Genomic DNA, 18,501 nt, shown 5'->3' on the forward strand with positions numbered 1-18,501 from the left:
GGTAAATTATACCTTAAATAAGAAATTTTAAAAATTATTGAATTAAAATAAATATTTTTATTGAAATATTGAATTATATGCAATAAAATAATATTGAGGTGGTGACTTTGATTCAATTAGGTCATAAAATTAAAAATCTAAGAGAGAAAAAAGGTCTCTCGCAAGTCCAACTGGCACATATGGTTGGGGTAACCAATTCTCTTATTTGTAAGATCGAAACGGGTCAGACCAGTGGGTCTATCCATACCCTTAAAAAAATTGCAAATAAGCTTGATGTTAGTGTAAATATTTTTTTTGAGGATGACTCATCCGTTAAAGTGGCAGGAGAATAGCATAATAAACCAGACCCTTTGCTATTGTTCAGAAAAGGGTAGGTGTACCTACAAATTTTACCATATATTAATTAAATATTCTGTAAAAGCGTGTCGTTCGCTAGGTAGGGGTTAGTCTAAGGGGGTGCTCTAAATGGAAACACCGAGTCCGGACACCTTGGGTATATGTTAATTATGCTTTGAGCCTACCTGGGCAGGTTCCTCATATCAGATGTACACTCTCTTCATCAGGAGTGATTAATGCGGCAATCACCGGCCTTTAGGCAAGAAACCCCTCAGGAATCTAGCCCTTTCAAAAATGAATAGAGAAAAGGCTACATGCAGCATATTTATAGTTGAAAAAGATTGTTTTAGTAGTCTGCTCACTAAGGGTATTAAAAATGTACTAATAGCAATAGATGTTTTTAAATCAATTTCTAGCAAGATATTATAACCCCTTTCGGTAAAGAAGGTGGATATTATGGAGATGGAAAGTATATTTGAAAATGTTAATTCGATTATTGTGGATTATCCTATAATTGTAGTTTTTCTATGTCTCTTCTTAATAGCAATAATTTATGTTTTGATACAGGCAAGCAAAGATCCACCAAGCTAAGTTGGCTTTAGGTTAATTTCGTTGGTGAAACGTTGGTGAAAAATGAAATTGTACTGTGGTCGGATTAAACAAAATATAAAAATAATGAAATCTGTCTTGATTGCCAGTCAGCCTCTATAAAGAACCCTCCCACTGATGAGTCCAGGAAGGACGAAACGGTGGCACTGTAACCGGCTACCGTTTGGGGTAATTATGAACCTGTCCAGTAAATTCAAAGGGTGTGCTTGAAATTGGAACGAAGCACTTTTGATATAATTATTCATTTGTTTTTGTATATATTAAGATTGTTGTTTTTATTCATATTAACATTAACAATATTTTCGGTAATCTTACTTAACACTCCATGGTTTATCACAAAATTATTGGATTACTATTCCCTACTAGAAAATATCTCTATAAAAGTGCTTATCGGCTTGTGGTCAATAATCATATATGCAGAAATAATAATTTTATAATGTCGCGCGTAAAACCTCGCCCCTTGCGGGCGAGAATGTAAGCGCGGTATTTGTGAGGGGTTCGATACCCCTCACAAATACAATTACACCAACTTCTGATTCTCGATATACTTTTGAATAGTTTCCGCAGACACCGGGCCAGCAGTTCCCACATAGTAGCCTTTGCTCCATAGTCCAGACCCCCAGAATTTGCGCTTTTTAAGGTTTGGGAACTTCTTGAATATCCAAACCGCAGTAATGCTCTTGATGGTCTTAACCACCTCTGTTGGGCTGACATAGGGTTTAACCGATACAAACAGGTGAATGTAATCCGGCATTACTTCCATAGTCAGGACTTCGTACTTGTAATGGTCGCAGATATTGTAAATCAGCTTTTTCAGATAGGTTTCTATCTGGTCTGTAAGGACTTGGTGGCGGTATTTAGGACACCAAACAAGATGATAATTAATGTTATATCTGCTATGGCTGGTGGCATTTGTTTTCAATGGATAATTTCTCCTTTCAAAAGATTGCCTATAAGATTATACTAAAGCATATAGAGCAATCTTAATAGGAGAAATACTATGCCAGCTGTCACCAAAACCATTTCCGTGAAACTCCATGACCTAACAAAAACCAAACTGGAAGCATTACAGGACTTGCTTAACATTAGTGCAGACTTATCGCGTTACTACGTTACTAAACTAGAAACCTTAAACACTCAATCAAAGAAAGCTCTGCACAATGAAACATATACCGAAGTTAAAAGTATGTTCCCAGGCCTTCCTACAGGATTAATTCAAACCATCAGGGACAAATCACTGGAAGCATATAAGTCCTACAAAGCCAGAGTAAACAAGGGTAAAAAAGCTAGTCTGCCGGTATTCAAACATTCGGTAGTCAGGTTTGACAGCAGGACATTTACTCTGCACAAAACAGAAACCTGTTTCCCTTACTTTGTATCAGTCAGTACCCGGCAAAAGCGAGTTATGCTGCCTGTAAAGTACGGAAGATTTCAGGGTGAAATATTAGCCGGACTTGCCTCTGGTGTATATAAATTTTGCACAGCTGAACTATCTTTTAGCTATCGTTTGAACTGCTATATCCTGAATATCAGCTACAAATATGACGTGCCGGAACAGGCTACAACAGCCGTTATGGGTATTGACCTTGGTATTACTAATCTCGCTGTCCTTGCCGTGCCTGGACAGATAATCAAATTTTTCAACGGCAAACGCCATAATCAAAAACGTGACCACTATGCAGAATTGCGGCGTAAACTTGGCAAGAAAAAACTGATTAAGAAGATTAAAGCTATCGGCAATAAAGAACAACGGTACATGAAGGACGTAAACCACAAAATCAGCAGGCAGATCGTTAATATTGCTAAACAATGTAATGCAGTTATTCAGTTGGAGGATTTGTCCAACATAAGAGAACGTGCTAAGTTTTCACATAAAATGAACCGCAAACTGCATAACTGGAATTTTCACCAATTACGTTCTTTCATAGAATACAAAGCCATTGCCGAAGGGTTAAAAGTGGTACAAGTAAGCCCGAAATATACATCGCAAGGTTGCCATATATGTGGTCATACTGAAAAAGGTAATCGACCAAATCAGGCCACTTTCCTGTGTAAAGCCTGTGGCTACCAAGCAAATGCAGATTTCAATGCAAGTATGAATATTGCTGTCGCTGGCTAATATGTCAGCTGCAGTGGGCTACAGTGAATCTAGCCCAGCCGTAAATGGCTGTCGTCAGGCGTAAACTCGCAGACGGCTAACCGGGGAATAATGAGAAGCCACTGTTTCACGCAGAAGGCTTGGAGTTACCACCGGAAGCCGCGCGGCCTTGTGCCCGCGGTAGTTCACATTATATTATGCCGTAGTTATTGGCTGTAGGTTCTCATGGCAAAAAGCTATTGGTGGTAATGCTAAATTTGATATAAGTAGCTCTCTTTCCCGTCTGGGGCTAGTCAATGAATAATCAAAATATACAGGGATCAAGCTAATCTCATTAGAATACATCTTGCGTATCTCTGCATGATCGTCATAACTTACTAGCCAATTGCAGTTACTTGAAAGTAGGAATTTTGCTAGTGCTTTATGTTCTTTGTGCTCATACCAATAGCGATATAAGCTTTTACCTTTAAGATAGTAAGGGGGATCTGCGTATAAAAAGAAATTGCCTTTTAAAAAGTTTTTTTTGTTTTGCTTGAGAAATTCCATTGCGTCACCAAAGAATACTTCAACTCTATTTTTAAACTTTGAAAGCCTCTCGATTTGTGAAATAATATTGTGTTTATTGAATCTGCAATCAATCTTATACTGAGAAGATTGATTATGCCCGCCAAGTGGCCCTGCTTTTAGAATGCCAGAAAAATTAGTTCTATTATAGAATAGTCCAGCCAGTCCTAAATCTACTACTGTATGAGATGAAATGTTATCACATTTTCGGTATATCTGAAAGGCATTCCAAGTATCAATAGTTATTGGCAGATTATAAATCTTTTCTATTAATAAATAAGTATGGTTAAAGACTGATTGCCAAAATGAGTAAACTAACGGATCACGCTCTACGAGAATTGCTTTTTCAGCTACAAGCGATTCTAGCAACGCTAAAGACACAACAGCACTCCCTGCATAGGGCTCTACGATTGTACAATCAGTCAAGTAATTTTCTTCAAGCACGCTGCTGATATAGTTCGTTAGTATAGCTTTACTTCCTGGGTAACGTAATGGGCTGAGTTTAGCATTTTGAACTGGCATTGCCACATTCCTTCCTTAAGAAGTCAAGGTCTAAAGCCATTATATACAAAAGGTTCTTTTTTGGCCAGTAATTTTTTATGTGCTATAATGTTTGTTCAAAATGTAGTTAATTACTGTAAACAATCCAGTAGTTGCTATGGTTTCCAGCATATCAGCAGTTGGGCGGCTAGCTCCCGTTTGATGTACAACTAAATCTAAATGAGTCTTTAAACCATCATTTTTAAATACAGCGTCAAATGCTCTGAGCACTGTGCTGTCAGGAAATAAGGACTTTTTGTTATTTTGGATATATGTTAGTAACTCCTTCAGTGCAGGGTCATCGGGTCTTGTTTTTACGTTACCCCAGTGTCCTTCCTTCTTAAGAAAATACTTAAATGTTTGTTCAAGTAAAGACCGAAGTAGGATAGTAGTTGAAATGGGAAAATATTGATAATATTTTTGAGTTGATGTTTTATTTTCGGACATACGACGTATTTCTTCGGCAAGTAGCATAACAGCTAATTCATCTGGCTTTTTTTCATCCAAGACCAAGTCTAGGTTTTCAAAAAACTTAGGTACCTGAACCTTTGCAGGTTTCTTTTGTGGTTCTATTTTAGGGTCTGGTTGTTTTGGTGGAAGTGGTTGTTCTTTATCTTTTGTTTTGTGTGGAGTAGGTGTTTTTTTCTCCGGTTTTTCTGTAGCTAAATTTGGGTTAACTTGGTTATCGGATGAAGTATTTTTATCATTAGCGGTTTCTTTCGGGGGGAGTAGAGTTGGTTTAACAACAGATTCACCCTCACCCTTATTCTTGAGTAGATTTACGATCCCGGGTACTTTTTCATATGACATTGTCCGAGTATCGATGGTCTTGTCCAGGAAAGCAGCACGCATAATTAATTCAATAGCTTTTTTAAATAGTGTAGGATGTAAGGAGGATTGTGGTTCCATAGTTTGTTTATTAAAGTTCATTTGCAAAGCTTTTTTTGTGCCACTGGTACGAAATAGTCGCAGATACTTATCAATTTCTAATTGATGTAAGTCCAGTCTAACTTTTTCGTCAGGAGACCATACCGACAAATCAAGTCCATGCATAAGTAGCTTGTACTCTTGAATGTGGGTTTTAACCGTACTAAGATCAAGATCTGTTAGTTCAGCAATCTGTTCCACAGTTTTTCCATTTTGATAATGATTATGAGAAAACATCATTCTAGCTAATGGAGGCCATTTTTTTACACCTTCTATATGGCGTGTAGCTAATACTTTTTGTGCCTCTTGTCTTGATGAAATCAAATCTACTTCAATATTTTCTATATTTAATTTTGTTTCTTCAGAGGCTAAAGAAAAACCTGTCTTTTTGAATGGATCAGGAATTAACTCTGGGGATAAAAGGCATTGGCAAGCACAAATTCGGCGATTTCCTTCTAGAATAATGTATCCACTATTTTCTTTACAAACAATAACTCTTTCACCGGGCATAAGACCTTCGTAGGAAGCAATACTTTTGGCAAGAGATACAATTTCCTCAAAGCGAAATAGGTATAATCTAATCTCTTCTTGGGTCGGTGAGGGAGGTACAATAAATCGAGGATTGGCGTAATCCAATATGAGGTCCAATGTTTTAACGGAAACTGTTTTTGTTGTCATAAAACATTTCTCCTTTTGGTATGATATAGTTATTCCACCCAGAAATTATTTGTTCACTTAAGTGAACGCCCAGCATTAAAGCAATTGCCACTTTATTTCAATGAATTCTTCTGTAACTTTAAAATAACTGGCTAGTTCGCTATTAGTAAGCTTGTATTTTGTTAATTTTTTAAACTCTTCATCTGGTATCAGAAAATTAACTGCCCAAATACGGGCTTTAAGTTCGTCTATGGCCATGTTTAATGATTTCGCAAGGGTAATTGTAATTAAGGAGTAGTCTTTAGCTAATATGTTTGACTTTGCCTTGGTAATATGGTGGCCAATTTCCTCTGCCATGGTGCATAGATACAGAACTGGGTCCGTGCGGAGTTTTGCGTTCAGTAAGATAAAAGCCTCCCCATTATCGTTTTTTATATAACCCATTTTGGTTAGGACTTATAAAGGGGTAGTAGCATACGAAGATATCGTCTTCTTTTACGATGGCAAATAAAAATGCTAACCTTTTGTCCATATATATGCAGAGCCTCAAGATGCAGGTTGTGTAATAACAGTTAAATACACAAATGTAAGAATGTAGAAGAAGGGTTAAAACTAGAAAAACCACCCACTGGTGGTAATTGCTCGAATAATATCAAAAATTGTCGTTTTGTCTAATGACGGAAGAAACTACTATCCCGGTTTGGGTATAGTAGTTTCTTTTATTCGCCACGTTCTTTTTTCTTTTGTTCCATGGCAAACTCTATGGCTTTTTCGATGTCTTCAGCTTCTTCCGGTGTAGGTATATGAAACAGGTGGTCGCCCTGGTAGCTGGCCACGAGAACATCATCTTCCTCATGGTCCTGGTCTTCGCCAGGAGCAAGAATCTCTTTTAAAGCCTCTAATATTTTTACTCTTTCCACCAATGATACAGGCTTACCTGCGATAGTAATAGGGCTCTTTGTATTAAATAAGTCCAAGAGTTCATTACTTGAGTTTTTTGTAGGGGGTGTATTACTAACTTGCTGGTTAATTATTGAAAATTCGGACACAATGTTTTTTATTAAAGAGACTTGTGTAAAACTTAGATTTTGCATTTCTGAAATTATTGCTTTTTCACACGAGTGACGAAGTAATTTACTTGATCTGGCGGCGAAGAAGGATAAAATCAATAGTCACCTGAAAATACCGTGCCAGCTCTTCATCTGATGGGTTGTCCAGGATTATAAGAGCCTCATTGAATTCCTCCAGTGGCACCAGGAACTTGACTGCCCATATTTGGCCCTTTATCTCATCGATTGTCATTTGGGCCTGGCCCCTGGCAGAACGGTGGCTATTTAATAAGTTAGAATACATTCCCACTATGTGATGGCCAATCTCTTCTGCAAGGGCGCATCGATACCGTATTGGATCTGATAGGAGGCGACTATCCAAAATAATGTATGTATCTTTCCCTTTTTTTTACAAGCGGCATTTCTGTTGGGGTTTATAAAATGGTGATAGGAAATAAAAAAATTACGCTTTTTTGCGATGGCCTCTAAGGCTATTAACTTTGAGTCATTAAGCAAGAGTAACAATGATAAATGCTATTCCTAAATATACATTTTCTCTAAAAACTGTAATTTATTAAAAAGGCTATAAAACCAGAAAACTGTTCTATAACCAGCAAAAAATGTACCCAGCGGTCGCAGTAAGAACAATGTTTTTTCTGTCAAATACTTTCTCCGCCGGGGGGGAATATTAATTGATATTGTACGATAGGAATAGCCAACCTATATTTATTGAGTTAATGCATACACTATAAATCCAGATAAAATATTTAAACCCAGTTGTTTTACTAAATTTAATCCTTTTTCTCCAAATCTTTTTGCGGATTGTTTAGTTTGATCCACTTTTTTAGCCCGAACATCTTTTAACATTTCAGATGCAATCTTACGAAGTTCTTTGTCGTCACAGTCAATTAAAAACCTATCAAGATTTTGGGTTAGACCTTCCCAATCGACGAAGTTGGATGAAATATTAATTACTGACCCACCTATATGACCAGTATTAACAACCCCATTGTCATTGACAATGTAGTTATTTTTCATTAGATACCCCTCCACCAACATAACCAGTATTCACAACACCATTTTCGTTTTTAATAGTATTGTTACTGAAATCAATATAATAATTATTTGCTTGTCCTTCTAAGCCATATTCATTAATTGTCTGAGCAATAAACGAAGCTGCGCGATTAAGAAAATCAATATTTTCCGATTTTAAAATATAACGTCCGCCCGAATTCATTTCAATATGTAAAGCATAACGATTTTTTTTGTTATACTCATACACTTTATAAATAGAATATCCACCAACAGCAATACTACATAAGCCAACCACCAGCATAAACGACATTTGTGAAGATGAAAAAAATGTAAGTCCAACGAGTATAAGTATAATAGACCAAATCACTAGCGTTGCATAAAAACTAATGTATAAATCAAAAGTCAATAAATGGAAAATTGCATTGTATTATTTTGTAATAATTTGGTTGTATACACCAATTACCTTATTTCTCTTTGTGCTAAAGGAACAACCACTTAAGAGGTAGTCCTTTATCCACATTTTTCAGATCATGTAATTCCTAAGCTATTATCGGGTCGTAAGTTAGATCATCCAGGTGTTCTGCCTCACCTTGTAGTACCTGTACTAACGTAATGTTGTAGACTTTTTCATGGTCTATACACCGTCGTCCTCTTGAACTTTGGCCTGACTTGAGCTGGAGTTTTCGTACAAACTCAGAGAATTCTATGTAAAGGCATGTGCTAAGCAACATCTTAATTTTTAGTAACGGACCCTCGTAACCGGTTTTCATTTTAAGCAATATCATTAAACAGTAGGTAATCAGCGCTATCAGTAATTGGTTTTCCACAGCCTGCTGGCTTAGACCATAGAAGTGTTTTACACAGAGATGTTGTTTGATCCACTTAAAGAATAATTCGATTTGCCAGCGGTAGCGATATATATAGCTTATTTCCTCGGCACTTAACTCATAGTCATTGGTAATGATAATTACAGGCTTACCTTCGGTATCCTCTGTTTCTATTAGCCGCAAGGGGTATTGCATCTTGGTTATGCCGTCTTTGCCTAAGATTACCTTTTGGTCTTTTTTGATTAAGCTATCTGGGTTTGTTGGAAATTCCTCTAATGTTTCAACTATTGCATTACTCTTTAGACGACTAACAAATCTGGTACCGTTATTACAATATTTGTCGAATTTCTTGTAATCCAGGTAGCCACGGTCAAAAACGTTTAGGGCATCTTCTTCTACAACCAAGGCATCCATTTGTGTTTTGTCAGCAGGTTTGGCCGGTTTAATTATTGCTTTGTCTGGTAGAACCCCTTGTTCAAACAGTTGGATACGGAGGTGTAATTTAACTCCGCTTTTGGTTTTTCTGAACTCTGCCCATCTATATCGGGAAAGACAAAGGCTTATGGTTGAAGAGTCTATCAGATAAATACGACCTAATTCATGCCTTATGGATTTAAAACCGATTTGGGTTCCAAACTGATGGACTATATCAGAAAACAGAGACTGAATTAATTCAGGAGATAACTCTCTTAATTTACGGGATAACTGTGAAGCACTAATTGAATCTAAACCTACTGCTGATCTAAAATTATCATTGTTCAAGCTGTTACTGATATGGCGTAGACCTTTAAGTTGCTCTAACTGTGCATAGGAAATCATTTGAATTAGTTTGACAACGGTTAACTTCTTCGTGTAAGCATCAACTTCTGATTCTTTGACATTGCTTAAAAATTTTTCATTATAAATTGCTTGAAATAGTTGATTATATGTGGATTTACTGGTATCCTTGTCCATGCGTGTTCTCCTTATTTTTGAGATTATGGACAGGACTACCTATTATATCTCAATTATAAGGAGATTTTTTATTTATTCGTAGACAAAATATTCCATTATACTTGACAAAACAAAAATTTTTTTATGCAACACTAGTGAGACCAAATAGAATAGGGTTTACCGATCATTTGACCAACCCATATTTGTGATATGTTGGAAATTTGGATAAGAGATTGTTCAGTCTTAAATACATTACGTTGTATATCTAAAACGACATTTTCTAAAACCTTATTTTGTTCAGAGAACTTATCAGTAATCATAAATACACCTACCTATCTTTTTGATCTCCATTAACGTCTTCTTACCCTTTTGACCTTTAGCTCAGTATGTTTTGGATATTTTTTAATATGGCAACGCTAATTTGTTCCCCCTTCCCTGCAAATCTCCGTAATCTGGTTTTAAGGGTTTTATTTTGATACAATAGTTAAGCGTTCACTCGGGTGAACGAATTAGTTTTTCTAGAAGTTGATGGCGTTTAATTATACCCATTTAATTTCCTATCATTATTAATTCTGTAATATATTTGAAAAGGGTTATAAACCAGAAAACTACCACGATTAGTGGTAGAGATCGAAAAATATCTATTTATGTCGAAAGTCCTAAAAACCACAGAAACTACTATCCCCGCACACTGGGTATAGTAGTTTCTTTATTTCTTGTGTTTCCTATTTTTTTGTTGTTCAGCAAGCTTAAATGCAAGCTCAATATCCTCCACTTCTTCTTGGGTGGGGATGTGAGCGAACCGGTTGCCCTGGTAGCTGGCTGCTATAACCTCATTATTTTCGTAATCTAGGTCCTCATCAGCCGGTAGCTTTTCTTTAATTAATTCTAATATCTCAATCCTATCCTCCAACGAAAGGGGGACACCGGCTGCGGATAGGACGGTGTCTTTTCTGCCAAATACGTCTAAGAGGTCGATATGTAAAACTCCAGAAGCAGATTCTCTATTGGCAATAGTTGATAACGATTTTTTGGCTGCCAATTCAAGTTCTTCATTAGTTAATGAGAATTCAGTAGCAATATTTTTAATCAGTGAAACCTGAGACGGCTTTAGGTTTTGAACTTCATTAACAAGACTGTTTATGTCGCTAGAATAGGGACTTGGCATAAAACCTTCGTTAAAAAATTCTGCTACCGACAACCCAAGTCCACTGCAAATACGTTCAATTACATCGAAAGTGGGTTGACGTTGGCCACTTTCTACATAGCTTAAATGTGATTGAGCAACTCCGGAACGTCTGGATAACTCATTCATACTTAAGCCCTGATATGTTCTCAATTTTTTTATTCTACTACCTATATCCATGAATTTACTCCTAACAGAGGTCAATCTGTATAAAGATTATAACATAAAAAAATTACCATTAATTATATGCATGCAGATTGACAAGCGTTCTATATACGTATAAGATAATATCAATTGAGATAACTAGGGAGGGGTGAAAGTTTTTGTGTTGGCAACAAACCTTAAACAACTAAGAGAACAAAAAGGTCTTTCTCAAAATCAGTTAGCAAAGCTAGCCAATGTTCCTCAATCGGCTATTCATTATATTGAAAATGGGGAACGGAACCCTGGATTACAAACAGTAGAGAAATTAGCCGATGGTCTTGGTGTAACGCTATCAAAATTACTGGGTATAGTAGTTTCTTTATTTCTTGTGTTTCCTATTTTTTTGTTGTTCAGCAAGCTTAAATGCAAGCTCAATATCCTCCGCTTCTTCTTGGGTGGGGATGTGAGCGAACCGGTTGCCCTGGTAGCTGGCTGCTATAACCTCATTATTTTCGTAATCTAGGTCCTCATCAGCCGGTAGCTTTTCTTTAATTAATTCTAATATCTCAATCCTATCCTCCAACGAAAGGGGGACACCGGCTGCGGATAGGACGGTGTCTTTTCTGCCAAATACGTCTAAGAGGTCGATATGTAAAACTCCAGAAGCAGATTCTCTATTGGCAATAGTTGATAACGATTTTTTGGCTGCCAATTCAAGTTCTTCATTAGTTACTGAGAATTCAGTAGCAATATTTTTAATCAGTGAAACCTGAGACGGCTTTAGGTTTTGAACTTCATTAACAAGACTATTTATGTCGCTAGAATAGGGACATGGCATAAAACCTTCGTTAAAAAATTCTGCTACCGACAACCCAAGTCCACTGCAAATACGTTCAATTACATCGAAAGTGGGTTGACGTTGGCCACTTTCTATATAACTAAGAGAAGACTGCCCTACGCCTGAACGTCGGGAAAGCTCGTTCATACTTAATCCTTGTTGTGTTCTAAGTATTCTTATCCGGGCGCCAATATCCATAATATACTCCCTCAAGGTATTATCCTTATTCGGATTATAACATAAAAGATAGGGAAACGATTATCCTAAAACGGGGTTGACTACCTATCCTATATAGGATAAAATTTTATCAATAGAAGGATAGGTCTGGAGGTGACTTATTTTTGCTGGCAGTAAACCTTAAACAACTAAGAGAACAAAAAGGTCTTTCTCAAAATCAGTTAGCAAAGCTAGCCAATGTTCCTCAATCGGCTATTCACTATATTGAAAATGGGGAACGGAACCCTGGATTACAAACAGTAGAGAAATTAGCCGATGGTCTTGGTGTAACGCTATCAAAATTAGTCGAAAGCAAAGAAAGTCAATAAACTCTGATAGAGTGAACAGTATTGGAATGCAGCCTTCTAGATGACGATAAATTGTTAAGAGGATGATCAATCAGCTATAGCCGCAGGAGAATAAGACAATAACAAACCAAGCCTCTCCAGCATCAAAGTATAGAAAGGCTAGGATATAAGTTTCCTACAAATTTTACCATAAAAACAGTGAAATTTCTGTCAAAAGCCGTCGCAGAGTCCAGAAAGGATGAAAATGAATAGAGAAAAGGCTACATCGCCAGGCGATGCCTAGGTGTAAAAAGGGCATCTGGTTAACCACCACATTTATGAGAATGACTACATTAATTATTAGGTTTGCCTTGTTGCCAGTCTGCGTCCGGACACCTTGGGTATATGTCAATTATGCTTTGAGCCTACCTGGGCAGGTAACCTTACATATAAGGTTAGTAGTTTCTTTATTCTGACTGGTTATTATTGCTTTGGTCTTTTCTCTTTTGCTCCATCGCTGCTTTTATAGCCCTTTGAATGTCTTCAGCCTCTTCTGGAGTGGGTAGATGAAATAACTGGTCACCTTCGTAGCTGGCTACAAGAACTTCGTCATCTTCGTTAGTTGGTGTTTCTTCTTGGGAAAGGATATCTCTTAAAGCCTCTAGGATCTGAATTCTTTCTTCTAATGATATAGGCTTACCGGCCAGTGTTAGAGATTTGTTTTTTGAAGTAAATAGATCTAATAATTCACTGCTTAAATCCTTTGATGTAGCTTTATTAAGTTGCTGATTAGTTAATGAAAATTCGGCAATAATATTTCTTATTAAAGTAACTTGGGTAGAGCGCAAATTTTTCAAGTCTGTGACCAAGTCTTTGATATTATCAGGTACAGTAAAATTTTTATTATCTTCGGAAAAGAAATCTGCAAGTGTGAGACCCAAGGCAGTAATAATACGTTCAAGTACGTCAAAAGTTGGCATCTGCTGCCCTGATTCAATACGACTTAATGTACTCTGCGCAATATCGGCACGCTTAGCTACCATGTTCATGCTGATATTCTGTTGTTCCCGCATTGACTTTAGTCTCTGACCAAGTTTCATTTTTCATCATCCTAAAAAATATGCTTATTTGCATTATAACTTATATTTTTTTAACATAATTATGTTAATACGCATTGACCTCTAATGCGTATTAGCATAAAATGAATATAGGTATTTGCATAGGGGGTGTTGCTTATGGGGATTGGAGAGAATGTTATAAAACTGCGTGAGGCTAAAAATTGGTCACAACAAGATTTAGAGGAAGCATCCAAAGTTCCGCAGTCTTCAATATCTCGTATCGAAAAAGGGTTGTTACGCAATCCAGGCGTCGAGACTGTTCGCAAACTCGCCACAGCTCTGAACGTTAGTGTAGCCGAACTGCTGGAAGAAGAAACCTCAGCCAAGGCAGTCGGAGAATAAGACAACAATAAACCAGACCCTTTGGCTATTGTTCAGAAAAGGGTAGGTGTATCTACAAATTTTACCATATATTAATTAAATATTCTGTAAAAGCGTGTCGTTCGCTAGGTAGGGGTTAGTCTAAGGGGGTGCTCTAAATGGAAACACCGAGTCCGGACACCTTGGGTATATGTCAATTATACTTTGAGCCTACCTGGGCAGGTTCCTCATATCAGATGTACACTCTCTTCATCAGGAGTGATTAATGCGGCAATCACCGGCCTTTAGGCAAGAAACCCCTCAGGAATCTAGCCCTTTCAAAAATGAATAGAGAAAAGGCTACATGCAGCATATTTATAGTTGAAAAAGATTGTTTTAGTAGTCTGCTCACTAAGGGTATTAAAAATGTACTAATAGCAATAGATGTTTTTAAATCAATTTCTAGCAAGATATTATAACCCCTTTCGGTAAAGAAGGTGGATATTATGGAGATGGAAAGTATATTTGAAAATGTTAATTCGATTATTGTGGATTATCCTATAATTGTAGTTTTTCTATGTCTCTTCTTAATAGCAATAATTTATGTTTTGATACAGGCAAGCAAAGATCCACCAAGCTAAGTTGGCTTTAGGTTAATTTCGTTGGTGAAACGTTGGTGAAAAATGAAATTGTACTGTGGTCGGATTAAACAAAATATAAAAATAATGAAATCTGTCTTGATTGCCAGTCAGCCTCTATAAAGAACCCTCCCACTGATGAGTCCAGGAAGGACGAAACGGTGGCACTGTAACCGGCTACCGTTTGGGGTAATTATGAACCTGTCCAGTAAATTCAAAGGGTGTGCTTGAAATTGGAACGAAGCACTTTTGATATAATTATTCATTTGTTTTTGTATATATTAAGATTGTTGTTTTTATTCATATTAACATTAACAATATTTTCGGTAATCTTACTTAACACTCCATGGTTTATCACAAAATTATTGGATTACTATTCCCTACTAGAAAATATCTCTATAAAAGTGCTTATCGGCTTGTGGTCAATAATCATATATGCAGAAATAATAATTTTATTTTATATTCTAAGGAAATACGAAAATATTTACTTTGGTAGGGGGGCCGAAAATTTCAAAAATAACTGTATGTTATTGATTGGGAAATTAAGAATTAAGAATAAAAGGTAAAGATTTTCCCACTAAAGATAAAATAAGCAATAAAAAAGAAAAGAACCTGTCCAAATATACAATATGGGTTTATAAAACTATCGCAAAACTTATAAAGCTTGAACGAAAAACGGTTATTGCCGGCTATTGGTCGTAGTATCAAAGCCAGCGAATGTGCAAAGGAAACAAATAATACGATAAATAGGACTAACAATGCAACAAAGTTGTATGAAGAATGAAAGAAATAGTTACCAATTGCTAATGGTTTGACACCATTACTGTTATCAACCTGACGGACGCTGTTAAGAAAGTTAAGATAATTTGGGTCACTTACTGATTTAACAAATAACCAGAATTCGTATGTGGCAATTGATAAACATAAAAGGCACCACAGGCTTAGCCACGAAAAATTTCTATATTTAAACCAGACCACTAGTACAAAGGATAGGATTGAAGCGTCAAAGAAGGCAATTAATGACAAACCTTGTTTGAAATATTTGTTGGAGGTAATTAGCAAAAAAATAATTTACGGCAGCCACTATACCAAGCCCAATAATAATAGCTACAAAAGCATCGTCATTAGAGTTAGTTGGGTGAGGTGAATAATGCTTCGTAGAACGAGAAGGGGAGGGGGAGTCCCTCATCTTTAAATTGATTGAAACATCAATTATATGCGAAGAGGCGGTTGTTCTTGATGCAAATAGGGCTCCAGTAATTATCCCCGCAATTATACTTATGGAAAAACTCCACAATATTTCTGCAAATGACATAATAAATCAACCTTTCAAGTTCCTAGAAAAATTCAGTATTGATGGCCACCAAATGAGTAGCCGCATATTACTCATTATCCTTTGCCATTTCCCTCATAACCGAAGAAATTAATTCTCTCTGAATAGGAGTTAATTTTGATGCATGATTAACCAACTGAGCTATATCGGGAGAAAGAGGTTTATTCTCTTCAGAAAAAAATTCTGCAAGAGTTAGACCCAAAGACGAACAAATACGATCCAAGGAATCAATGGTTGGCTGTTTTTGTCCGGCCTCCAGTTGACTAATGTAAGCTTGAGACAATCCAGATTCTTTGGCTAGTTTGTTTTTACTCCAGCCAACAGATTTTCTTAACTTTGTAATTTTAAATGAAATATTCATAGACCTCATCCTTGTATTAATAACTATAGTTATCATAACATAAAAAAATCCCAGTGAATTATAACTATAGTATTGATAAATATTGAAACCATAGTTATAATTAATAATAGTTGGGGGTGAACTAATGGAAAGACTAAAAAGACTGAGAGAAAAGTTTGGTATGTCGCAAGCAGAACTGGCAGATAAAGCAGGCATTTCGCAGCCATTTATAGGTGCCATAGAATCGGGACGGAAAAGCCCCACGTTAAGAACCCTAGAAAAATTAGCAAATGCAATGGATATTAGTGTACTAGAGTTATTGGGAGCGGTAGGAGAACCCTCAGCCAAGGTAGCCAGTGAATAAGGCAATAACATACTATACCCTTTGACAATGCATCTATAAATCTATCATAAATGTATTAAGAATTCCGTAAAATGGTGTCGACATGATCAGAACGAGAGGTGATTTTGATGGCCGGACACCTTGGGTATATGTCTATTATGCTATAAACCTGTCTGGGCAGCTGTTCATTAAAGATGGCCAAGCTGTTCACCATGAATGTTTTCTACGACAAACACCGGCCTTTAGGCAAAAAAAACCACAGGAGCCCAGTCCTTTTATAAACGAATGGAGAAGAGGTCACGTCGCCTGGCGGTGTAGCAGATGTAACAAGAGCATCTGGCTAACACGGAGGAAAAATCTAAGACTATTTTTTGAAAATCAGGGTTTATTTGCACAGAGAGGTAGAAGGCGGCTAATAATAATGTTGCTAAAATTGAGTCAATTCTATATGTGCCTAGTACTTGATCTAAAAACCGTGTGCCCGCAGGGTTAGACATATTAATTTCTCCTTAACAATAAAAATTCCCAACATGTTGTAATCCTGCAAAATAAGAGGGGGTGTATTTATGGCAAAGATTATCGCCATCTCAAACCAGAAAGGGGGAACTGGTAAAACTACCACGACAATTAACCTGGGGGCCTGCTTAGCAGAGAGGGGTAAAAAGGTGCTCTTGGTGGATCTTGATCCCCAGGCTAACCTAAGTAGGGGTTTAAATGTTGTGTTAGGTGAAGGAGAGCCTGGCGCCTATGAGTTCATTATGGAAAGCTGCCAGCCATGGGAGGTTATCAGGGGAACGGATATTCAAAACCTATACCTCGTTCCTTCGCATATTGACCTGGCTGCTGCAGAGACAGCACTGATTGGCGAGATTGGACGTGAGCAGCAACTTCGGGCGGTGCTTGGAGATATCCAAGACAAGTTTGACTACATATTAATTGACACGCCACCATCTCTTGGCCTCCTCATGATAAATGCTCTAAGTTCGGCTAACCAGGTGATAATACCAGTACAATCCCAGACCTTTGCTGTTAGTGGCTTAAAGCAGCTACTGGAAACCATCGGTACTGTAAAGGCAAAGATCAATCCTTACCTGACCGGCTGGTTTATTCTCCCGACCATGGTTGACTACCGGCGCAATGAGGACAAACGGATTTTAAGGGATATTCGGGATCAATACGGAGAGAGGGTTTTATCTACTGTAATCCGGATTAATGCACGGTTGCTGGAAGCAGTAGGAAATGGACAGGCCATTACTCAGTACGACAAAAATTCAGTTGGAGCCAAGGAGTACAGCAGCTGTGCTGAGGAATTATTGAGCCTGTACGAAGGAGTGGCTTAAGATGAATGTCCGGGGTACGGAACGTGTAGTAGATATGTTTCTGTCCGGCATCGGTAAAGCCGGGGTGGAAATGGGCAGGCGGTCCCGCACTTTGGAACTGCCCCTAGATACAATAACTCCAAACCCCGGACAACCGAGAAAAGAATTTGACCCTAAGAAAATATCAGAACTGGCAGTTTCTATCAAAGAATATGGGGTGCTGCAGCCCATTGGTGTACGTGTCATACCAACTGGTTATGAAATTGTTTTTGGAGAGCGTCGGTGGCGGGCAGCCAATGAGGCGGATCTAAAGACAATACCATGTGTGATTGTACCGGATAATGCAGATCGAAAAACAATCGCTCTGATAGAGAACATCCACCGGCAGGATCTATCAGCCATGGAGAAGGCCATGGCCATTAAAGACATGATGGTAGATGAAAACCTAAGTCTGGAGGCGGTTGGTAAAAAGTTAGGACTTGGGAAAACCAGGGTCCACCAACTGCTGAACATATTAAATCTACCTGAAGAAATGCTAGCAAACTTTTGCAGGGCGGACTTAAATGAAACACACGCCAGGGCGTTACTACTATTAAAAAGCTATCCAGAAGCACAGAAGGAGCTTTTTCAAGACATATTATTGCAGGGTCTTACAGGGAACCAGGCACTGAACAGGGCAGAAGAATATATTAGTAAAATACCTGTCAAAAACCCAGTATCGGATATGGTAAGTCGATCTATTAGCAAGTTATCTAAGGTAGAAAAAAACTGGCGTGCCATGTCTCATAATGAAAGAGAAGATTGTGCCAAAGAGTTAATGAGATTAAGGGAAAAAATTGATTACTTATTGGGGAATTCCTAAAT

General features: G+C 37.5%; 21 protein-coding genes and 1 pseudogene. 8 read left to right on the forward strand and 14 right to left on the reverse strand.

All coding sequences use genetic code 11. The features are described from left to right. The first annotated feature begins 101 nt into the window (after nucleotides 1–101). Entirely contained in the window at nucleotides 102–332 is a 231-nt protein-coding gene (locus tag DRED_RS04725; RefSeq protein ID WP_420794768.1) for a helix-turn-helix domain-containing protein, read from the forward strand. Nucleotides 333–1,465: 1,133 nt separating this feature from the next. Here DRED_RS04725 and tnpA read toward each other — a convergent pair. After that, complete coding sequence (gene tnpA, locus DRED_RS04730) at nucleotides 1,466–1,867, reverse strand: IS200/IS605 family transposase (protein WP_011877243.1); 402 nt, start codon at nucleotides 1,865–1,867, stop codon at nucleotides 1,466–1,468. A 78-nt stretch (nucleotides 1,868–1,945) separates the two neighbouring features. Here tnpA and DRED_RS04735 point away from each other — a divergent pair, with 78 nt between their 5' ends. Beyond that, on the forward strand, nucleotides 1,946–3,064 hold the full coding sequence (locus tag DRED_RS04735) for an RNA-guided endonuclease InsQ/TnpB family protein (RefSeq protein WP_011877244.1): 1,119 nt from the start codon (nucleotides 1,946–1,948) through the stop codon (nucleotides 3,062–3,064). Nucleotides 3,065–3,238: 174 nt separating this feature from the next. On the opposite strand, the gene DRED_RS04740 is transcribed toward DRED_RS04735, so the two are convergent. The 10 genes from DRED_RS04740 to DRED_RS18175 form a co-directional block, all read right to left on the reverse strand. Further along, nucleotides 3,239–4,129, reverse strand: a complete 891-nt coding sequence (locus tag DRED_RS04740) for a DNA adenine methylase (RefSeq protein ID WP_011877245.1) — start codon at nucleotides 4,127–4,129, stop codon at nucleotides 3,239–3,241. A gap of 75 nt (nucleotides 4,130–4,204) precedes the next feature. Further along, nucleotides 4,205–5,752, reverse strand: coding sequence for a hypothetical protein (locus DRED_RS04745; protein WP_011877246.1), 1,548 nt, complete (start codon nucleotides 5,750–5,752; stop codon nucleotides 4,205–4,207). A 75-nt stretch (nucleotides 5,753–5,827) separates the two neighbouring features. Then, a complete protein-coding gene (locus DRED_RS04750; protein ID WP_011877247.1) occupies nucleotides 5,828–6,175 on the reverse strand; it encodes an ImmA/IrrE family metallo-endopeptidase in 348 nt (115 codons plus the stop codon). Nucleotides 6,176–6,450: 275 nt separating this feature from the next. Beyond that, nucleotides 6,451–6,651 carry a hypothetical protein gene (locus DRED_RS17775; protein ID WP_156779591.1) on the reverse strand — a complete coding sequence of 67 codons (201 nt, stop codon included), beginning with the start codon at nucleotides 6,649–6,651 and terminating at the stop codon, nucleotides 6,451–6,453. Nucleotides 6,652–6,865: 214 nt separating this feature from the next. Then, nucleotides 6,866–7,162 carry an ImmA/IrrE family metallo-endopeptidase gene (locus tag DRED_RS18170; protein ID WP_198006932.1) on the reverse strand — a complete coding sequence of 99 codons (297 nt, stop codon included), beginning with the start codon at nucleotides 7,160–7,162 and terminating at the stop codon, nucleotides 6,866–6,868. A gap of 344 nt (nucleotides 7,163–7,506) precedes the next feature. After that, nucleotides 7,507–7,818 (reverse strand): hypothetical protein, encoded by a 312-nt coding sequence (locus DRED_RS04770; RefSeq protein WP_011877249.1) that lies wholly within the window; start codon nucleotides 7,816–7,818, stop codon nucleotides 7,507–7,509. Beyond that, the gene (locus DRED_RS04775; protein ID WP_041274461.1) at nucleotides 7,808–8,116 is read right to left on the reverse strand and encodes a hypothetical protein; all 309 of its coding nucleotides are present in this window, start codon (nucleotides 8,114–8,116) and stop codon (nucleotides 7,808–7,810) included. The genes DRED_RS04770 and DRED_RS04775 overlap by 11 nt, the downstream gene beginning before the upstream one ends. 238 nt (nucleotides 8,117–8,354) lie before the next feature. Then, nucleotides 8,355–9,596 (reverse strand): IS4 family transposase, encoded by a 1,242-nt coding sequence (locus DRED_RS04780; protein WP_011877240.1) that lies wholly within the window; start codon nucleotides 9,594–9,596, stop codon nucleotides 8,355–8,357. A 131-nt stretch (nucleotides 9,597–9,727) separates the two neighbouring features. Beyond that, nucleotides 9,728–9,895, reverse strand: coding sequence for a hypothetical protein (locus tag DRED_RS18980; protein WP_198006933.1), 168 nt, complete (start codon nucleotides 9,893–9,895; stop codon nucleotides 9,728–9,730). A 389-nt stretch (nucleotides 9,896–10,284) separates the two neighbouring features. Further along, on the reverse strand, nucleotides 10,285–10,941 hold the full coding sequence (locus DRED_RS18175) for a helix-turn-helix domain-containing protein (protein ID WP_011877251.1): 657 nt from the start codon (nucleotides 10,939–10,941) through the stop codon (nucleotides 10,285–10,287). 145 nt (nucleotides 10,942–11,086) lie between these two features. On the opposite strand from DRED_RS18175, the pseudogene DRED_RS18180 reads away from it, so the two are divergent. Beyond that, nucleotides 11,087–11,263: pseudogene (locus tag DRED_RS18180) on the forward strand (helix-turn-helix domain-containing protein); the annotation flags it as partial. Between the two features lie 21 nt (nucleotides 11,264–11,284). Here DRED_RS18180 and DRED_RS18185 read toward each other — a convergent pair. Next, the gene (locus tag DRED_RS18185; RefSeq protein WP_011877252.1) at nucleotides 11,285–11,941 is read right to left on the reverse strand and encodes a helix-turn-helix domain-containing protein; all 657 of its coding nucleotides are present in this window, start codon (nucleotides 11,939–11,941) and stop codon (nucleotides 11,285–11,287) included. 143 nt (nucleotides 11,942–12,084) lie between these two features. On the opposite strand from DRED_RS18185, the gene DRED_RS04800 reads away from it, so the two are divergent. Beyond that, a complete protein-coding gene (locus DRED_RS04800) occupies nucleotides 12,085–12,288 on the forward strand; it encodes a helix-turn-helix domain-containing protein (RefSeq protein ID WP_011877253.1) in 204 nt (67 codons plus the stop codon). A gap of 425 nt (nucleotides 12,289–12,713) precedes the next feature. On the opposite strand, the gene DRED_RS04805 is transcribed toward DRED_RS04800, so the two are convergent. Then, complete coding sequence (locus DRED_RS04805; protein WP_011877254.1) at nucleotides 12,714–13,346, reverse strand: helix-turn-helix domain-containing protein; 633 nt, start codon at nucleotides 13,344–13,346, stop codon at nucleotides 12,714–12,716. A gap of 135 nt (nucleotides 13,347–13,481) precedes the next feature. On the opposite strand from DRED_RS04805, the gene DRED_RS04810 reads away from it, so the two are divergent. Continuing rightward, nucleotides 13,482–13,706 carry a helix-turn-helix domain-containing protein gene (locus DRED_RS04810; protein WP_041274462.1) on the forward strand — a complete coding sequence of 75 codons (225 nt, stop codon included), beginning with the start codon at nucleotides 13,482–13,484 and terminating at the stop codon, nucleotides 13,704–13,706. 1,978 nt (nucleotides 13,707–15,684) lie between these two features. On the opposite strand, the gene DRED_RS04825 is transcribed toward DRED_RS04810, so the two are convergent. Then, nucleotides 15,685–15,996: a helix-turn-helix domain-containing protein gene (locus DRED_RS04825; RefSeq protein WP_041274465.1), complete on the reverse strand. Its 312-nt coding sequence runs from the start codon at nucleotides 15,994–15,996 to the stop codon at nucleotides 15,685–15,687. 124 nt (nucleotides 15,997–16,120) lie between these two features. On the opposite strand from DRED_RS04825, the gene DRED_RS04830 reads away from it, so the two are divergent. The 3 genes from DRED_RS04830 to DRED_RS04845 all read left to right on the forward strand — a co-directional run bounded on the left by DRED_RS04830 (nucleotide 16,121) and on the right by DRED_RS04845 (nucleotide 18,499). Continuing rightward, entirely contained in the window at nucleotides 16,121–16,339 is a 219-nt protein-coding gene (locus tag DRED_RS04830; protein WP_041274466.1) for a helix-turn-helix domain-containing protein, read from the forward strand. A gap of 545 nt (nucleotides 16,340–16,884) precedes the next feature. Beyond that, nucleotides 16,885–17,658: a ParA family protein gene (locus tag DRED_RS04840; RefSeq protein WP_011877257.1), complete on the forward strand. Its 774-nt coding sequence runs from the start codon at nucleotides 16,885–16,887 to the stop codon at nucleotides 17,656–17,658. 1 nt (nucleotide 17,659) lies between these two features. Next, a complete protein-coding gene (locus tag DRED_RS04845; protein ID WP_011877258.1) occupies nucleotides 17,660–18,499 on the forward strand; it encodes a ParB/RepB/Spo0J family partition protein in 840 nt (279 codons plus the stop codon). Nucleotides 18,500–18,501 lie beyond the last annotated feature (2 nt).

Source organism: Desulforamulus reducens MI-1 (assembly GCF_000016165.1).
Lineage (GTDB): Bacteria > Bacillota > Desulfotomaculia > Desulfotomaculales > Desulfotomaculaceae > Desulfotomaculum > Desulfotomaculum reducens.